The organism is Caballeronia sp. LZ001, assembly GCF_031450875.1.
Taxonomy (GTDB): domain Bacteria; phylum Pseudomonadota; class Gammaproteobacteria; order Burkholderiales; family Burkholderiaceae; genus Caballeronia.
Window position 1 is genome coordinate 1,080,265 of record NZ_JARTVX010000003.1, and the last position, 13,876, is coordinate 1,094,140.

The following is a 13,876-nucleotide window of genomic DNA, read 5'->3' on the forward strand; positions in this document are numbered from 1 at the left end:
GCTCAACGCGCCGCCTGCGTCGACTTGCGCATTTTGGTGACGTCCTCGACGTTGACAGCGGGCGTGTTGTTGTTCCATGCGCCGCGAACGAACGTTAGTACGTCCGCTATCTGCTGATCGCTCAGTACCGGCGCATAGCGAGGCATGGGATAAGGCGCCGGCACGCCTTGAATGACGAGGTCGCCAGTGCCGTTCAGCGTCACGTTAATGAGCGACGACGCATCCTTTTCCAGCACGTTCGGATTGCCCGCCAAAGGCGCGAGCATCGGCGCAAAACCACGACCGTCCACGCCGTGGCAATGCATGCAGTACGCCGTGTAGACACGCGCGCCCGAATCCGATGCAGCTGGACGCGCCAGGGACACCTTCGTGGCCTTGGCATCATACGAATACGGCGCGTTGCCGTTACCGCCCGCTGCCGGCAGCGACTTCAGATAACTCGCCATGGCCGCCACATCGCTGTCGTTCATGGCTTGCGTGCTGTTGTTGATCACGCTCGTCATTGCGCCGAATGCGGACGCGTGCCCGTTCGCGCCGGTTTTGAGGAACGTCGCGATATCCTGCTCGCTCCATCGGCCAAGACCGGTGTTGTGTTCGGCGGTGAGGTTCGATGCAAACCAGTTGTCGAGCAAGCCCCCGCTTAAATAGACGCTGCTCGTTTCGTCGAGTCCTTTTTCCTGGAACGCGATACCTCGTGGCGTATGACACGAGCCGCAATGGCCCAGGCCTTGAATGAGATAGGCGCCACGGTTCCAGGCGACATCCTTGCCGGATTTATCGCGGTACACGCCCTTCTCGAGAAATACCATATTCCAAAGCTTGAGCGGCCAGCGCATGGTGAGCGGCCATTTGAAGTCCGGTTCGCGATTAGCCTGCTTGATCGGCGCGACGCCATGCATGAAATACGCGTAAAGCGCATGCATGTCTTCATCGTTGATCTTTGCATAAGACGGATAAGGCATGGCCGGATAAAGATTATGGCCATCCTTGGCAACGCCCTCGCGCAAGGCTTTAGCAAAATCCTCTTCCGTATAGCGGCCAATGCCTGTGTCGGGGTCGGGCGTGATATTGGTCGTATAGATGGCGCCTAACGGCGTCATCATCGGCAAGCCGCCGGTCATGGGTTTGCCGCGCGGAGCGGAATGGCAGGCCACGCAGTCGCCGGCCTTGGCAAGGTAAGCGCCGCGTGCGACGAGTGCATCGGCGAATGCATCCGCTGCATGCGCGAGTGTCGACGTCACGGCATACGCTGCAAAACAGGCAGCCACGAGAGGCTTGAATACGTTTTTCATGTCGGCCTCCGTCAAGCGCTTTGCAACTGGTTGCCGACTGGTAATTGCCTCAGTCGCTTGCCGGTGGCGGCATAAATCGCATTGGTGATGGCGGGGGCGAGTGCCGCCGTGCCCGGTTCGCCGATTCCTCCCGGCGCTTCGCTGCTCTTGACGATATGCACTTCCACCGGCGGTGTTTCGTGAATACGCAGTATCCGGTAGTCGGTGAAATTGCTCTGCTCGACGCGGCCGTCCTTGATCGTGATCTCGCTATAAAGCACCGCCGTAATGCCGAAAATGATGCCGCCTTGCACCTGCGCCTCGACCGTATTCGGATTGACGACCATGCCGCAATCCACCGCGCATACGATTCGACTGACCTTCACCGCGCCGGCTTTATCGACGGCGACGTCCGCCACGATTGCGAAGTAACTGCCGAACGCATGCATGACCGACACGCCGCGCCCCTGACCTTGCGGCATGGTTTGCTTGCCCCATTCCGCCGCCTGCGTGGCGACATCGAGCACATTGCGCGCGCGCGGCGACTTGCCGAGCAGATCGCGTCGATACTGCACGGGATCGATCTTCGCCTGCGCCGCGAGTTCGTCGATGAAACTTTCCACGACGAACGTGCCACGCGTCGGTCCCACGCCGCGCCAGAATGCGGTCGGCACCTCGCGTGGCTCCTGGCGCACGTAGTCCACGAGTTGATTCGGCAGATCGTAGGGAAGATCGGCGGAGACTTCCACCGCATCCGGGTCGATGCCATTCTTCACCGCCGGCGGCGCAAAACGCGCGAGCACCGACGAACCGACGATGCGATGCGTCCACGCCACGGGCTTGCCGTTCGCATCGAGACCGGCCGACAGCGTGTCGTGATAGCAAGGACGAAACATGTCGTGCTGAATGTCTTCCTCGCGCGACCATGTGACCTTGACCGGCACGCCAAGCTGCTTGCCTATCTTGAGCGCTTGCGTGGCCATGTCGAATTCGAGCCGGCGGCCGAAGCCGCCGCCGAGCAGATGGTTATGCACGACGATCTTTTCGGGCGGCAAGCCCGTGGCTTTGACGCCTGCATCGACGACGCGCGTGGGCACTTGAGTGCCTAGCCAGACATCGCAACCATCGGCGCGCACGTGCACCGTGCAGTTGATCGGCTCCATCGTCGCGTGTGCGAGCAACGGCTGCACGTAGACGGCATCGACACGCGTCTTGGCATTGGCAAACGCCTTGTCGACATCGCCGTCCTTGCGCGCCACGGCGCCCGAGCGTCGTGATGCGCTCGCCATTTCATCGACAAGTTGTTTCGTCGATGTGTTCGCGCCCGCGCCTTCGTTCCATTCGATCACGAGTGCGGCCGCGCCACGTTTGGCGGCCCACGTATGATCGCCGATGACCGCCACGCCGTTGTCGAACTTGATGACCTGCTTCACGCCCGGGATTTTTTTGGCGTGACTGTCGTCGACGGAAACGAGCGTGCCGCCGAACACCGGGCAGTTCACGATGGCCGCATAGACCATGTCGGGCAAGCGCACGTCGAGACCGAATACCGCCGTGCCATCCACTTTTTCGGGAGAATCCAAACGCTTGGCGGGCGTGCCGATCAGCTTGAAGTCCTTGGGGTCTTTGAGCTTGATGTCTTTGGGAACCGGCAATTTGGCGGCTGCTTCGACGAGTTCGCCATAACTTGCGCTGCGTCCGCTCGATGCCTGCGTGACCTTGCCGCCTGCGGCGCTGCATGTCGATGCATCGCATTGCCATTGCTGCGCGGCAGCCGCTATGAGCGTCATGCGTGCGGCGGCGCCTGCCTTGCGCATCGGTTCCCATGCATAACGAATCGACGTTGAACCGCCGGTGAGCTGACCGCCCAGCAACGGGTCCATGAAAAGCTTTTCGTTGGGCGGCGCATGCGCAATCGCTACGCTGTCGAGCGGCACTTCTAGCTCTTCGGCGATCAGCATGGGGAGCGCCGTATAAACGCCTTGTCCCATCTCGACCTTTGGCATGATGAGCGTGACCTTGCCGTTCTTGTCGATCTGCACGAAGGCGTTGGGCGCGAATACGCCGTCTTGCGGCGTTTCGACACCATCGCCGGCAATAACGGACTTGCCGCTCTTCTGATCCTGGCTCGCGGCCGGCAGACTAAAGCCGATCAATAAGCCGCCGCTGGCAGCCGCGCCTATCGTTACGCCGAACTTGAGAAACGCACGGCGCGAGAATGTCCCGCGCGACGCATGACGTCCCGCCTCGATTAAGCCTTGCGACATCTCAGGCCTCCTTCGCGGCTTGCTTGATCGCCGCGCGGATGCGGTGATACGTCCCGCAGCGGCAGATGTTGCCCGCCATCGCGGCGTCGATGTCGTCGTCGGTCGGATTGGGAACGGTCGTGAGCAATGCGGTCGCGGACATGACTTGTCCGGACTGACAGTAGCCGCACTGCACCACATCCAGTTGACGCCATGCGGTCTGCACCTTCTTGCCAGCGGGTGTGTCGCCGACGGCTTCGATCGTCGTCACCTTGCGCTCACCGACAGCCGCCACAGGCAGCACGCATGAACGCACGGCGACGCCGTCGAGATGAACGGTGCAGGCGCCGCATTGCGCGATGCCACAGCCGAACTTGGTGCCCGTCAGGCCCACAAGATCGCGCAGCACCCAAAGCAAGGGCATGTCGGGCGGCGCATCGACGGTATGCGTCTGGCCGTTGATGGAAAGCGTGGTCATTGGGCGGCTCCGGCTTATTAATGGTTATCGGATATCGCATGAGGCTGAAGGCGTGGGGCGGCCGTCAGTCTTTGAATTCATCGCGTCTCAAATGCAAGGCGACTAAGCACGAGGCAAGCGGATTGTAGCGCCGCATTAAAAAAGGAGCATGGATGGCGACGCCTTTAGCTCAGACGGCTTTAACACCATGTTGCTTTGCAGGCTTAAGGAATGAGGCATTTGCTTTAAGGCGTCAACATAAAGGATCAAGCGCGATCGACAGTTAGTTGCATGATAAGAGCTAAGGCGAGTTGCTTTGCGGCCCTCTCGCCTGTTGGCAAGCTAGCGAATCATTTCCCAGTTTGCATAGAACACACGTCGCATGGACATGACGCCAAGACGCACCGCCGCGACCATGACGTCAAGCACGCGCGCAAAATGCGAAGGCCTCAAGACATCGAGAAAAATGCAGTACCGCAAGCGATCCGATTCGTTGACCGACCGATGCACGAGCGTATCGTCGAAAATGAATAGCGGATCGTCGTGCCAATAATGACGACGCCCCGCTACATCGATAAAGACATTTTCGTCGTCGATAGGACGGAGGTTGTAAAGACAACGCAAGGTAAGACGCAGCGGTCCGTAATGCACTGACGTACTCTGCCGCTCATTGAAAACCGATATGCCGATGGTCTTGACGTATTTGAAGTCGCGCGCCAATTCCGGTAAGTCAAGCGAACTATCGACAGGCATGCCGTACCAGCGCACGAAACACATGCCGCGGCGCTTGCTTGCCATTTGCCCTCCGAGGCGCGCGTTCACTAGCGGAAGATGGTCGTTGAAAGCGGCGATGATCGAGCGGATCTCGTCTTGATGCGCGGCCGGTAACTGCGAGAGATCGTAGACGCCGTGATTCCGTTCGCAGATGAGATCGACCAGCAAATTGAAGGGAGAAAGCACCCACGTAAGCAGGCCATTGCCAAGAAAATAACGCCGCCAGTTTGCTGCATCGAACTGGCGGCTGCGTTGAAAATCCGCTAAGCCGCTTGCCAGGAAACAGAGCGCAAGGACAGGCAAGAACCTTAGAAGAAGCGCCAGAATCGCAAGATAGAGCAGATCCTTTCGTCTCACATTCGGCCTCGGCGAGCGTCGTCGTTGACCGTTACATCTTAGTACGGGTTATGTCAGCAAGAAAACGCCTGCTTAAGAAAATGCGGCGCGCTTGCAACACCTGCTTCAAGCGCTCTTAGGCTTGAGCAAAACCTTGATTGAGTCGAGTGAATTGGCGGTCTTGATCGCTTCGTCCCATTCTTCCAGGGAAAAGTCGTGCGTGACGATGCCCTTGGAAGTCACGAGCCCGCGCGCCAGCAAGTCGATAGCGATGGGATAGCAATAAGGACCGAGATGCGCGCCGCGCACGTCGAGCTCCTTGCGGTCGCCGATGATCGACCAGTCGACCGTCGTATCCGCACCGAACACGGAGAACTCCACGAAGCGTCCAAGCTTGCGAATCAATTCCAGCCCTTGCGACACGCCGGCAGGCACGCCCGTGGTTTCGATATAGACATCGCAACCGTATTGGTCCGTGATCGAGCGGATGATGTCGAGCGCGTTATCGCTCTTGGGATTGATGGTGATATCCGCGCCGTACTCGCGCGCGAGTTCCAGCCGCTCATCCACGAGATCGATCACGACCAGCTTCCTGGGCGTCTTGAGATGCGCGACTTGCGTCATCATCAAACCGAGCGGTCCCGCGCCTGCGATCACGACGACATCGCTTAGCTGAATATCGCCGCGATTCACCGTATGAATGGCACACGCGAGCGGTTCGATGATCGCGGCATCTTCGAGCGAGATGCCGTCCGGAATCTTGTGAACGATGGCTGTCGGCGGGAAGCGCATGTATTCGGCCATGCCGCCATCCGCCACTTCACGCTGAAAGCCGAAGATGTTATGCACTTCGCACATCCAGTATTGCCCGGACTTGCAATAGCGGCACTTCGCGCACGGCACGATCTGTTCGGCGATCACGCGGTCACCCTCGTTCACGCCGAAGTGCTCGGCCGCCCCCTCGCCCAGTTCTTCCACGTAGCCGAAGAATTCATGGCCTGGAATGACCGGCGCCTTGACCCAAGGGTTCGGGCCGCCCCAGAACATCTTTGCGCCCGACCAGCATTTGCAGTCGCTCGCGCAGATTCCGCATGCGGCAATGCGAATGACGATCTCGTTTCTGCCCGGCGTCGGGCGCGCGACGCGCTCCACGCGATAGTCCTTCGGCGCGCGGCACACAATGGCCGTCATATCCGTCATGTTCGTGTCTCCGGTTATCGTTTTGGCGATCGTTATTCTTCGAGCACGATCTGCACTTTCACATCCGTAGGCAGGCCGCTCGATGCTTCCTCGAACGCCTTGATACCATCGGCGAAGGGGAATGTGCGCGAGATGAACGGCTTCACATCGAGCTTGCCGGATGCGATCAGCTGGATCGCACGCGGGAAAATATTCGCGTAGCGGAATACGGATTCGATGCGCGCTTCCTTGATCTGCACGGCGACCACATCAAGGGCAATGGCGCGCTGCGGCATGCCGACCAGCACGAGGCAGCCACTGGGACACAACAGATCGACAATGCCCTCGAAGGCCTTTTCATTACCGCTCGCCTCGATCACGATATCCGCGCCCCAGCCGTCGGTCAGTTCGGCGATCACGTCCTTCGCATTGCGTTCGCGGATATTCACGGCCGTCACGCCCTGCACCGCGCCAATGAGATCGAGCTTCTCCTGCACGAGATCGCAGACGATGGCGCGGCTGCATCCACCTGCGAGCGCCGCCAGCGCGCACATCATGCCGATGGTGCCCGCACCCAGCACGACGGCGACATCGCCCGGCTTGATCGCGGCTTTCTTCGCGGCCTGCAAGCCGATGGAGAGCGGCTCGACGATCGCGCCTTCGGCAAAGCTCACGTTGTCCGGCAACTTGTACGTGAAGGCCGCGGGATGCACGACGAACGGCGCGAGACAGCCATGCACGGGCGGCGTGGCCCAGAAGCGCACCTTGGGGTCCAGGTTATAAAGCCCTTCACGCGATGCACGCGACTCCATGTCCGGCACGCCGGGTTCCATGCACACGCGGTCGCCCGCCTTGAGATTGCTCACTTCATCGCCGACCTCGATGACCGTGCCCGACGCTTCATGCCCGAGCACCATCGGCTCATTGACGACGAACGGTCCTATGCGGCCATGCTGGTAATAGTGAATGTCGCTGCCGCAAATGCCCACCGTGTGAATGCGGATACGCACGTCGCGCGGTCCGACCACCTGCGGCAAGCTGAACGGCCGCAAGCTGATACGCCGTGCTTCTTCGAGAACCAGTGCTTCCATCGTCGTTCCTTCCTTGAAATGTTTATTGTTGGCTAGCCCGCCTGAAAGCCGCCGTCGATGGCGAGGCTCACGCCGCTGACCATGCTGGAATCGTCGCTTAGCAGATAGGCGATGGAGCGCGCCACTTCCACGGGCTGCACGAAGCGGTTCAGCGGAATGCGCGCGAGCATCGGGCCGGATTTGACGGGGTCGCTCCAGGCTCGCTCGGCCATGGGCGTCATCGTCACGACAGGGTTCACGGCGTTGACGCGGATGCCATGCGGTCCGAGTTCGACGGCCATCACGCGCGTCATTGCATCGAGGCCGCCCTTGGACGCGCAATACGCCGCATGCAACGGCAAGCCGACGGTCGCCGACAAGCTCGACACGTTGACGATGGCCCCGCCCACATTGCGCGCGATCATGCTCTTCGCGCACTCCTGCGCGACGATCATCGCGGCGCGCACGTTGACGTTCATGGTGAGATCGAACGCTTCGGCGGTCGTCTCGAGGAACGGCTGCAATTGCGCGATGCCCGCGCAGTTCACGAGCAGATCGACCGGTTGCGCGCCGCGCGCGGCTTCGCGGGTGGCATCGGCATTTGCGAGATCGACGGCGATGGTTTCGCAGCCGGTCTCTTCCTTGAGTTGCGCGAGGTCGGCAGCGCTGCGGCTCAAGGCAACGACCCGCGCGCCGCGTTCGATCAGGAGATGCACGGTCGCGTGGCCGATGCCCTTGCCCGCGCCGGTGACGAGCACGGTCTTGCCTGCAAACTCGCGGTTACGGTCGATGGTGTCGGTCATGTTCTCTTCAAGGTTCGTCGCAGAGTCGCCGCGCCGTGTCTTCATCGGTCACGAGCACCGACGGATAGCGTCCGCGCAACGCCGCACGCGTGACATGAAACTTCTTCGCGCCGCCACTGACGAGAACCACGCGACGCAGCTTGCGCAAGTCTTCGAGCGTGATCGCAACGGTGCGGCGATTCAGCGGATGATCGATCAGCTCGCCGTCTTCATCCATGAAATGCCCGAGCATGTCGCCGACCGCGCCTGCTTTTTCGAGCGTGCGCAATTGCTCCGGATTGTCGATGCCATAGGTTACGACGAGAGATTCCGTCAGATCGCCGCAAGTCAGCAGGGCGAGGTCGGAGTTGCGCGCGAGTTCGTAGGTCTCGCGCACGGTGCCTTCCTGCAGGATCACATCGCGCGCCTTCTGGCTGCTGACGTAGATGGGCGCGGCGAACAGATATCCGTCCGCGCGGCAGATATCCGCGAAGTCGGAAACGATATCGAACGTGTTGATGCTCGGGCAATGCGAGAGGCCGCCTTGCAGCGACACCGCCGACACCGCGCCATAACTGCGTTGCGGCATGGCGCGCAGCACGGCGCGGATCGTGCGTCCCCAGCCAAGCCCGATAGTTTGCCCTGCAACTATCTGCCTCGAAAAGTAGCTCGCCGCGCCGATGCCGAGCGCCGCGTTGTTCGCTTCGGTGTTCGCACCGGTCGGCACGACCACCGCGCATTCAAGACCGAAGCGTTTGCTGAGCGCTTCTTCCAGCGCGACGCATGGCGCTATCTTGCTGTTGATGGTGATCTGCACGAGACCCGACTCGCGGCTTGCCGCGAGCAGCCGGTTCACGCGCACGCGGTTGCTGCCTATACGTTCCGCGATCTCCTGCTGCGTCAGGTTGCCGACGTAGTAGTGCCACGCGACGCGCGCCTGCAATTCCTCTTCCGAGTCGATGGATTCGTCGGTTTCGGCGAAGGCTAGGGGCGGTACTGTCTTGCTCATATCGAGTGTCTGGTCACAATGGAAGGCCGAAGGAGTCTACTTCACCGCGCCCATCGTGAGACCTTGCACCAGCCGCCCAGACACGAGCAGCGCGAAGACGACCATCGGCAGGACGATCAGCGTACCCGTGGCCATGATCTCGCCCCAGGGCAATTCGTAACCGCTCATGTAGCTCGTCGCGGCGACCGGCGATGTAATGGCATCGGTGCGTGTCAGCACGAGCGCATAGAGCAGATCGTTCCACGAGAAGATGAAAGCGAAGATGGCGGATACGACGATGCCCGGCATCGCGAGCGGCAAGTTGATGCGCCAGAACACGCGCCACGGCGACGCGCCATCGAGCCGCGCGGCCTCGTCGAGTTCCACGGGAATATTGCGGAACTGGTCGGTGCAGATCCATACGACGATCGGCAACGAGAAGGTCAGATAAAGAAGAATCAACACGATGTGCGTATCGACGAGATCGAGCTTGGTCGCAATCAGAAAGAACGGCACCGCGAGCACCACGGGGCTCACCATGCGGTTCGAGATGAACCAGAACCACAGGTCTTCCTTGCCACGGAATTCGAAGCGTGCAAGCGCATAGGCAGCGGGCGCGCCGAGCAGAATGGCAAGCACCGTCGTGCTGCTCGCGATGATGAGCGAGTTGAGCAGACTGCCCGCCACGTCATGCTCGAAAAGCGCCGCCGAATAGTGATGAAACGTGGGACTGAACAGCCACTTCGGCGGATACGCGAGCGCGTCGGACTGGCTCTTCAGGCTCGTCGTCACCATCCAGTAGAACGGAAACACGGACGAAAGGAAGACGATCGCCAGACCGAAAAAGTGCCATACGGTGGCGCGTTTGCGTGCGGCACGCGCACGCAAGGCACGCTTGGTCATGTCGCCATTCGCGGCTTGCAGAGTCGGAGAACTCACGCGGCCTCCCGGTACACGAAGCGGATATAAAGACGCGACAGCACGATAGTCAGGATCAAGAGAATGATGGCCTGAGCGGACGCCATGCCCTGATCGAAGAGACGAAAGCCCACGCGCTGGATATAGATGCTGATGAACTCCGTCGCGGTGCCGGGGCCGCCACGCGTCATGGTGAAGACGGCATCGAACATCTTCAACATGTCGGCCGAGCGCAGAATGAGAATGGCCGTCAAACCCGGCAGCAGATACGGCCGCTGTAAGTGCCAAAGAATCATGCTCCACTTCGGCGTTTCGAGGCGCGCCGCTTCCTCGGCTTCCTTCGGCACCATGGAAAGCCCGGCCAGCAGAATCAGCGCGCAAAACGGCGTCCACTGCCAGATATCCATGATCATCACGGAGACGAACGCCAGCGTCGGATCGGCAAGCCAGTCTTGCGGCGGAATGCCGAAGAGGCCCGCCAGATAGTTCGCCACGCCGAACTGCCGGTTGAAGATCAGGCGGCCAATCAGGCCCACGACCGCATAAGTTGTCGCCATTGGAATGACGAGGCTCACGCGAGCGGCGGCGCGCATCCATCGCAAGTCGATACGGTGCAGCATCAACGCCGCAAAGAGCCCGAGTGCGACCTCGATCGGCAAGGTAAGACAAAGGAACAACGCAGTGCGGCCGAGCGCGCCCCAGAACGAGGGATCGGTGAGCGTCGCCACGTAATTGTCGATGCCCACGAACGGCGTGCCCGACGCGAGATCGGCGAGCTTGTACTGATGAAACGAGTTATAGAGCGCCAGCAGCAGCGGGTAAATGCCGATGACCGCCAGCGCGAATATCGCCGGAATCAGGAACCAGAAGGCAGGCGTTCGCGGCACCACGCCAAAGTAACGCGTCCGCTTTCCGAGCCTTGGAGAAGTTGCCACGCCTGCCATTCGATCGCCTCCGGTTCCTGATGTTTAGCGTTCAGCCGATTACTTGAGCAAAGGCTTCTTGCCGTCGTAATAGCCGGCTTTCTTCAGGATGTCCTCGGTCTTCTGACCGATGGTCTGCGCGCCATCCTTCACCGTCACCTGACCGAGCATGATCTTGCTGCCCCATTCGCCGATGACTTCCGACACCGCCGGCCATTCGGGGAAACGCGGACGATAATCCGGCACGCCGCCTTGCCACGATTCGACCATCGGCTTCACGAACGGATACTTGTCCTGCACCGCCTTGTCCTGATAGACCGCCGTGCGTGCCGGCACGCCGCCCGCCTCGAGATAAGGCTTCGCCATGGCCTCGGACGTGATCCATTAGATGAAGAGCCACGATGCCGCTTGCTTCTTCGCGCTGGCCTTTGCATTCACGGCAAGCGAGAAGCCGCCGAGCGCGGGCTTGAGTCCCGCCGGCCCCTTCGGTTCGGTGGTGATCGCAAGACAGTTGCCGAGCTTCGACTTGCTCGGGTCGGTGAGCGTCGGATAGAAAGCGGACCATTCGGTGATCATCGCGACCTGCCCTTGCGCAAGCGCGTTGACGGCTTCGGCGTGATCGAAATCGACGATACCCGGCGGCATGTACTTCATCAGCTTTTGCCGGTATTCGAGGCCCGCTTGCGATTGCGGCGACATCAGGTTCGACTTGAACTTAGCATCGAGAAGCGATCCGCCATTGGGCCACAACACGCGCATGAAGCTATCCGCCGATTGCGTCTCGCCGCGCCGCGACTGCAACGCGAAAGCGAACTTGTCGCCCTTCGTGAGCTTCGGCGCGTAGGTTGTCAGCAACTCGTCCCAGGTCTTCGGCGGCTCGTCGAAACCCGCGTCCTTCAGCATGCACTTGTTGTAGAACATGAGGCCCGAGTAATTATCGAACGGCAGGCCATACGTGACCTTGTCCCATGTGCCGAACGAGTCGAGCAGAATCGGGAAAAAGCCCTTCAGATTGAGATTCGGGTCCGCGAGCTTGGGATCGTCCGTGAACTTCTTGATGGGCACGAGCCACTTGTTGCTCGCGAATTCGCCGATCCAAACCACGTCCACGAGCACGATGTCCTGATCGCCGCCGCCCACGAAGTTGAGCACTTCCTTCTCACGCGTGTTCTCGTACGGAATCACTTCCCAGCGCACCTTGATGCCCGTTTCTTTCTCGAACTGCGGTATCAGGGTTTGTGCTGCCTTGTAACCGGGACGATCCAGAAAGATGGCCTTGATGGTGGTGCCAGAATACGGCTCCGCGGCTTCCTTGAGCGTCCACGCCTGTGCGTTCGATGCGGCGAAAGCCGCGCTGGCCGCAAGTAGCGCGACAGCCGCTACGTGCTTGACGGGACCAAGTTGTCTCATCTGGGTGAAGCGCTTCTTCATGCCTGTCTCCTTTGATTTTTTTAGAGCAGTGATGGCTTGCGGATTCGTTCGTAGCGTCTTTCGGTTCCTGCGAGTGCGAAGGGAAACGGGTGGAAAACACGGCGTATGCGGCGAAGACCGTCTGTGTCGTTTCACTTGTAATTTCGGTTTTACAATTGTATATTTTGGCCCGAACAGGTTGTCAAGAACTAAATCGACGAAGCCATTCGATGCTGCGCTGCGATGAACACACTCGTGGCCCGGCCATAGACGGAGACAGGCATGAGCGCCGTTCATCTACAGCAGATCCGCAAGTCCTTTGCAGGCACCGATGTGCTCAAGGGCGTCGACATTCAGGTGAAGGACCGCGAGTTCATGGTCTTCGTCGGACCATCGGGATGTGGCAAGTCCACCTTGCTGCGAAGCATCGCCGGGCTCGAACGCAGCGATTCAGGGCAAATACTGATAGGCGGTGAAGACGTCACCGAACTCGAACCATCGCAGCGTGGCGTGGCGATGGTGTTTCAGTCGTATGCGCTCTATCCGCACATGACGGTGTACGAGAACATCGCGTTCGGACTGCGCATGCTGAAGCTGCCCGAAGCGCAGATCAAGGAACGCGTGCAGCGCGCAGCCGAGATCCTGCAGATCGGTCAACTGCTCGAACGCCGGCCGCGCGCGTTGTCGGGCGGACAGCGTCAGCGCGTTGCCATCGGGCGATCGATCGTGCGCGAACCGCAAGTGTTTCTCTTCGACGAACCGCTCTCGAATCTCGATGCCGCCTTGCGCGTGCAGATGCGCCTCGAACTCATCAAGCTGCACAAGCAACTCAACGCGACGATGATCTACGTCACGCACGATCAGACCGAAGCGATGACCATGGCCGATCGAATCGTCGTGCTGAATCATGGGCGCGTGGAGCAGATCGGCACGCCGCTGGAGCTTTATCGCACGCCGCATAATCGCTTCGTCGCGGGCTTCATCGGCTCGCCGAAGATGAACTTCATGGACGTGCGCGTGCAACGTGTCGATGCCGCCGGCGTCAGCATCGAACTGCCCGGTGGCGAGGCGCTCACGCTGCCCTTCAAGGCTTCGTCGGTGAAGGCGGGCGAGACGCTCACGCTCGGCATTCGCCCGGAACATTTCGTCGAGGAATGCGGCGGCGATATCGATAGCGGTCTTGCCGGCGAAGTGATGGTGATCGAGCATCTCGGTGGCGAGACGCTCTTGCATCTGCGATTGCCGAACGACCTCGTGATTCAAGTGAAGGGCTCGGGCGAGTCGACTGCGTTCGAAGGACAACGCCTGAACGCGGGCTTCAGCATTCGCCATGTGCATCTGTTCAACCAGGACGGCAGTGCGCTCGAACGTCTTCGGCCCGTGACGGAGACTGCTGCCGCTTGAGGCTGGGTCGCTCGATCAAGTTTCCTCAGCGGATGCCGTAAACGAAAAAGAGGCGCCGAAGTAGCGGCGCTCGCGGCCGCGCCGTCGGCTGCATCCGTCACCGCTGTTCATCGTGAAA

General features: G+C 60.4%; 13 protein-coding genes and 2 pseudogenes. 2 read left to right on the top strand and 13 right to left on the bottom strand.

The annotated features are described in order from the left end of the window. Positions 1 to 2: 2 nt before the first annotated feature. Complete coding sequence (locus P9292_RS09430) at positions 3 to 1,292, bottom strand: cytochrome c (protein WP_309958667.1); 1,290 nt, start codon at positions 1,290 to 1,292, stop codon at positions 3 to 5. A gap of 11 nt (positions 1,293 to 1,303) precedes the next feature. Next, positions 1,304 to 1,720: a molybdopterin cofactor-binding domain-containing protein gene (locus tag P9292_RS43140; RefSeq protein WP_409015149.1), complete on the bottom strand. Its 417-nt coding sequence runs from the start codon at positions 1,718 to 1,720 to the stop codon at positions 1,304 to 1,306. Here P9292_RS43140 and P9292_RS43145 point away from each other — a divergent pair. Then, positions 1,715 to 1,765 (top strand): annotated as a pseudogene (locus tag P9292_RS43145) (hypothetical protein); the annotation flags it as partial. The gene P9292_RS43140 and the pseudogene P9292_RS43145 overlap by 6 nt on opposite strands. Positions 1,766 to 1,843: 78 nt before the next feature. Here P9292_RS43145 and P9292_RS09435 read toward each other — a convergent pair. The 11 genes and pseudogenes from P9292_RS09435 to P9292_RS09485 form a co-directional block, all read right to left on the bottom strand. Then, a pseudogene (locus P9292_RS09435) lies at positions 1,844 to 3,538 on the bottom strand (molybdopterin cofactor-binding domain-containing protein); the annotation flags it as partial. A 1-nt stretch (position 3,539) separates the two neighbouring features. Next, a complete protein-coding gene (locus P9292_RS09440; protein WP_244830799.1) occupies positions 3,540 to 3,995 on the bottom strand; it encodes a (2Fe-2S)-binding protein in 456 nt (151 codons plus the stop codon). Positions 3,996 to 4,316: 321 nt separating this feature from the next. After that, entirely contained in the window at positions 4,317 to 5,105 is a 789-nt protein-coding gene (locus tag P9292_RS09445; protein ID WP_309958669.1) for an aspartyl/asparaginyl beta-hydroxylase domain-containing protein, read from the bottom strand. Positions 5,106 to 5,210: 105 nt separating this feature from the next. Beyond that, positions 5,211 to 6,284, bottom strand: coding sequence for an alcohol dehydrogenase catalytic domain-containing protein (locus P9292_RS09450; protein ID WP_250469351.1), 1,074 nt, complete (start codon positions 6,282 to 6,284; stop codon positions 5,211 to 5,213). 32 nt (positions 6,285 to 6,316) lie between these two features. Then, entirely contained in the window at positions 6,317 to 7,354 is a 1,038-nt protein-coding gene (locus P9292_RS09455) for an NAD(P)-dependent alcohol dehydrogenase (protein WP_250469350.1), read from the bottom strand. Positions 7,355 to 7,386: 32 nt separating this feature from the next. Then, on the bottom strand, positions 7,387 to 8,136 hold the full coding sequence (locus tag P9292_RS09460) for an SDR family oxidoreductase (protein ID WP_309958670.1): 750 nt from the start codon (positions 8,134 to 8,136) through the stop codon (positions 7,387 to 7,389). Positions 8,137 to 8,143: 7 nt separating this feature from the next. After that, positions 8,144 to 9,124 (bottom strand): sugar-binding transcriptional regulator, encoded by a 981-nt coding sequence (locus tag P9292_RS09465; RefSeq protein WP_244830810.1) that lies wholly within the window; start codon positions 9,122 to 9,124, stop codon positions 8,144 to 8,146. Positions 9,125 to 9,160: 36 nt separating this feature from the next. Next, on the bottom strand, positions 9,161 to 10,006 hold the full coding sequence (locus tag P9292_RS09470) for a carbohydrate ABC transporter permease (RefSeq protein ID WP_284503485.1): 846 nt from the start codon (positions 10,004 to 10,006) through the stop codon (positions 9,161 to 9,163). 32 nt (positions 10,007 to 10,038) lie between these two features. Then, positions 10,039 to 10,965 carry a carbohydrate ABC transporter permease gene (locus P9292_RS09475; RefSeq protein ID WP_244830813.1) on the bottom strand — a complete coding sequence of 309 codons (927 nt, stop codon included), beginning with the start codon at positions 10,963 to 10,965 and terminating at the stop codon, positions 10,039 to 10,041. Positions 10,966 to 11,004: 39 nt separating this feature from the next. Further along, positions 11,005 to 11,310, bottom strand: coding sequence for a hypothetical protein (locus tag P9292_RS09480; RefSeq protein WP_309958671.1), 306 nt, complete (start codon positions 11,308 to 11,310; stop codon positions 11,005 to 11,007). Between the two features lie 18 nt (positions 11,311 to 11,328). After that, positions 11,329 to 12,375, bottom strand: coding sequence for a sugar ABC transporter substrate-binding protein (locus P9292_RS09485; protein WP_309958672.1), 1,047 nt, complete (start codon positions 12,373 to 12,375; stop codon positions 11,329 to 11,331). A 261-nt stretch (positions 12,376 to 12,636) separates the two neighbouring features. On the opposite strand from P9292_RS09485, the gene P9292_RS09490 reads away from it, so the two are divergent. Then, complete coding sequence (locus P9292_RS09490) at positions 12,637 to 13,758, top strand: ABC transporter ATP-binding protein (protein ID WP_250494562.1); 1,122 nt, start codon at positions 12,637 to 12,639, stop codon at positions 13,756 to 13,758. Positions 13,759 to 13,876 lie beyond the last annotated feature (118 nt).

Coding starts and splice junctions, on each gene's coding strand:
- P9292_RS09460 (WP_309958670.1), bottom strand. CDS start 8,136: ATGACCGACACCATCGACCGTAACCGCGAGTTTGCAGGCAAGACCGTG.
- P9292_RS09485 (WP_309958672.1), bottom strand. CDS start 12,375: ATGAAGAAGCGCTTCACCCAGATGAGACAACTTGGTCCCGTCAAGCAC.
- P9292_RS09440 (WP_244830799.1), bottom strand. CDS start 3,995: ATGACCACGCTTTCCATCAACGGCCAGACGCATACCGTCGATGCGCCG.
- P9292_RS43140 (WP_409015149.1), bottom strand. CDS start 1,720: ATGCATGCGTTCGGCAGTTACTTCGCAATCGTGGCGGACGTCGCCGTC.
- P9292_RS09455 (WP_250469350.1), bottom strand. CDS start 7,354: ATGGAAGCACTGGTTCTCGAAGAAGCACGGCGTATCAGCTTGCGGCCG.
- P9292_RS09430 (WP_309958667.1), bottom strand. CDS start 1,292: ATGAAAAACGTATTCAAGCCTCTCGTGGCTGCCTGTTTTGCAGCGTAT.
- P9292_RS09450 (WP_250469351.1), bottom strand. CDS start 6,284: ATGACGGATATGACGGCCATTGTGTGCCGCGCGCCGAAGGACTATCGC.
- P9292_RS09475 (WP_244830813.1), bottom strand. CDS start 10,965: ATGGCAGGCGTGGCAACTTCTCCAAGGCTCGGAAAGCGGACGCGTTAC.
- P9292_RS09490 (WP_250494562.1), top strand. CDS start 12,637: ATGAGCGCCGTTCATCTACAGCAGATCCGCAAGTCCTTTGCAGGCACC.
- P9292_RS09465 (WP_244830810.1), bottom strand. CDS start 9,124: ATGAGCAAGACAGTACCGCCCCTAGCCTTCGCCGAAACCGACGAATCC.
- P9292_RS09480 (WP_309958671.1), bottom strand. CDS start 11,310: ATGGCGAAGCCTTATCTCGAGGCGGGCGGCGTGCCGGCACGCACGGCG.
- P9292_RS09470 (WP_284503485.1), bottom strand. CDS start 10,006: ATGACCAAGCGTGCCTTGCGTGCGCGTGCCGCACGCAAACGCGCCACC.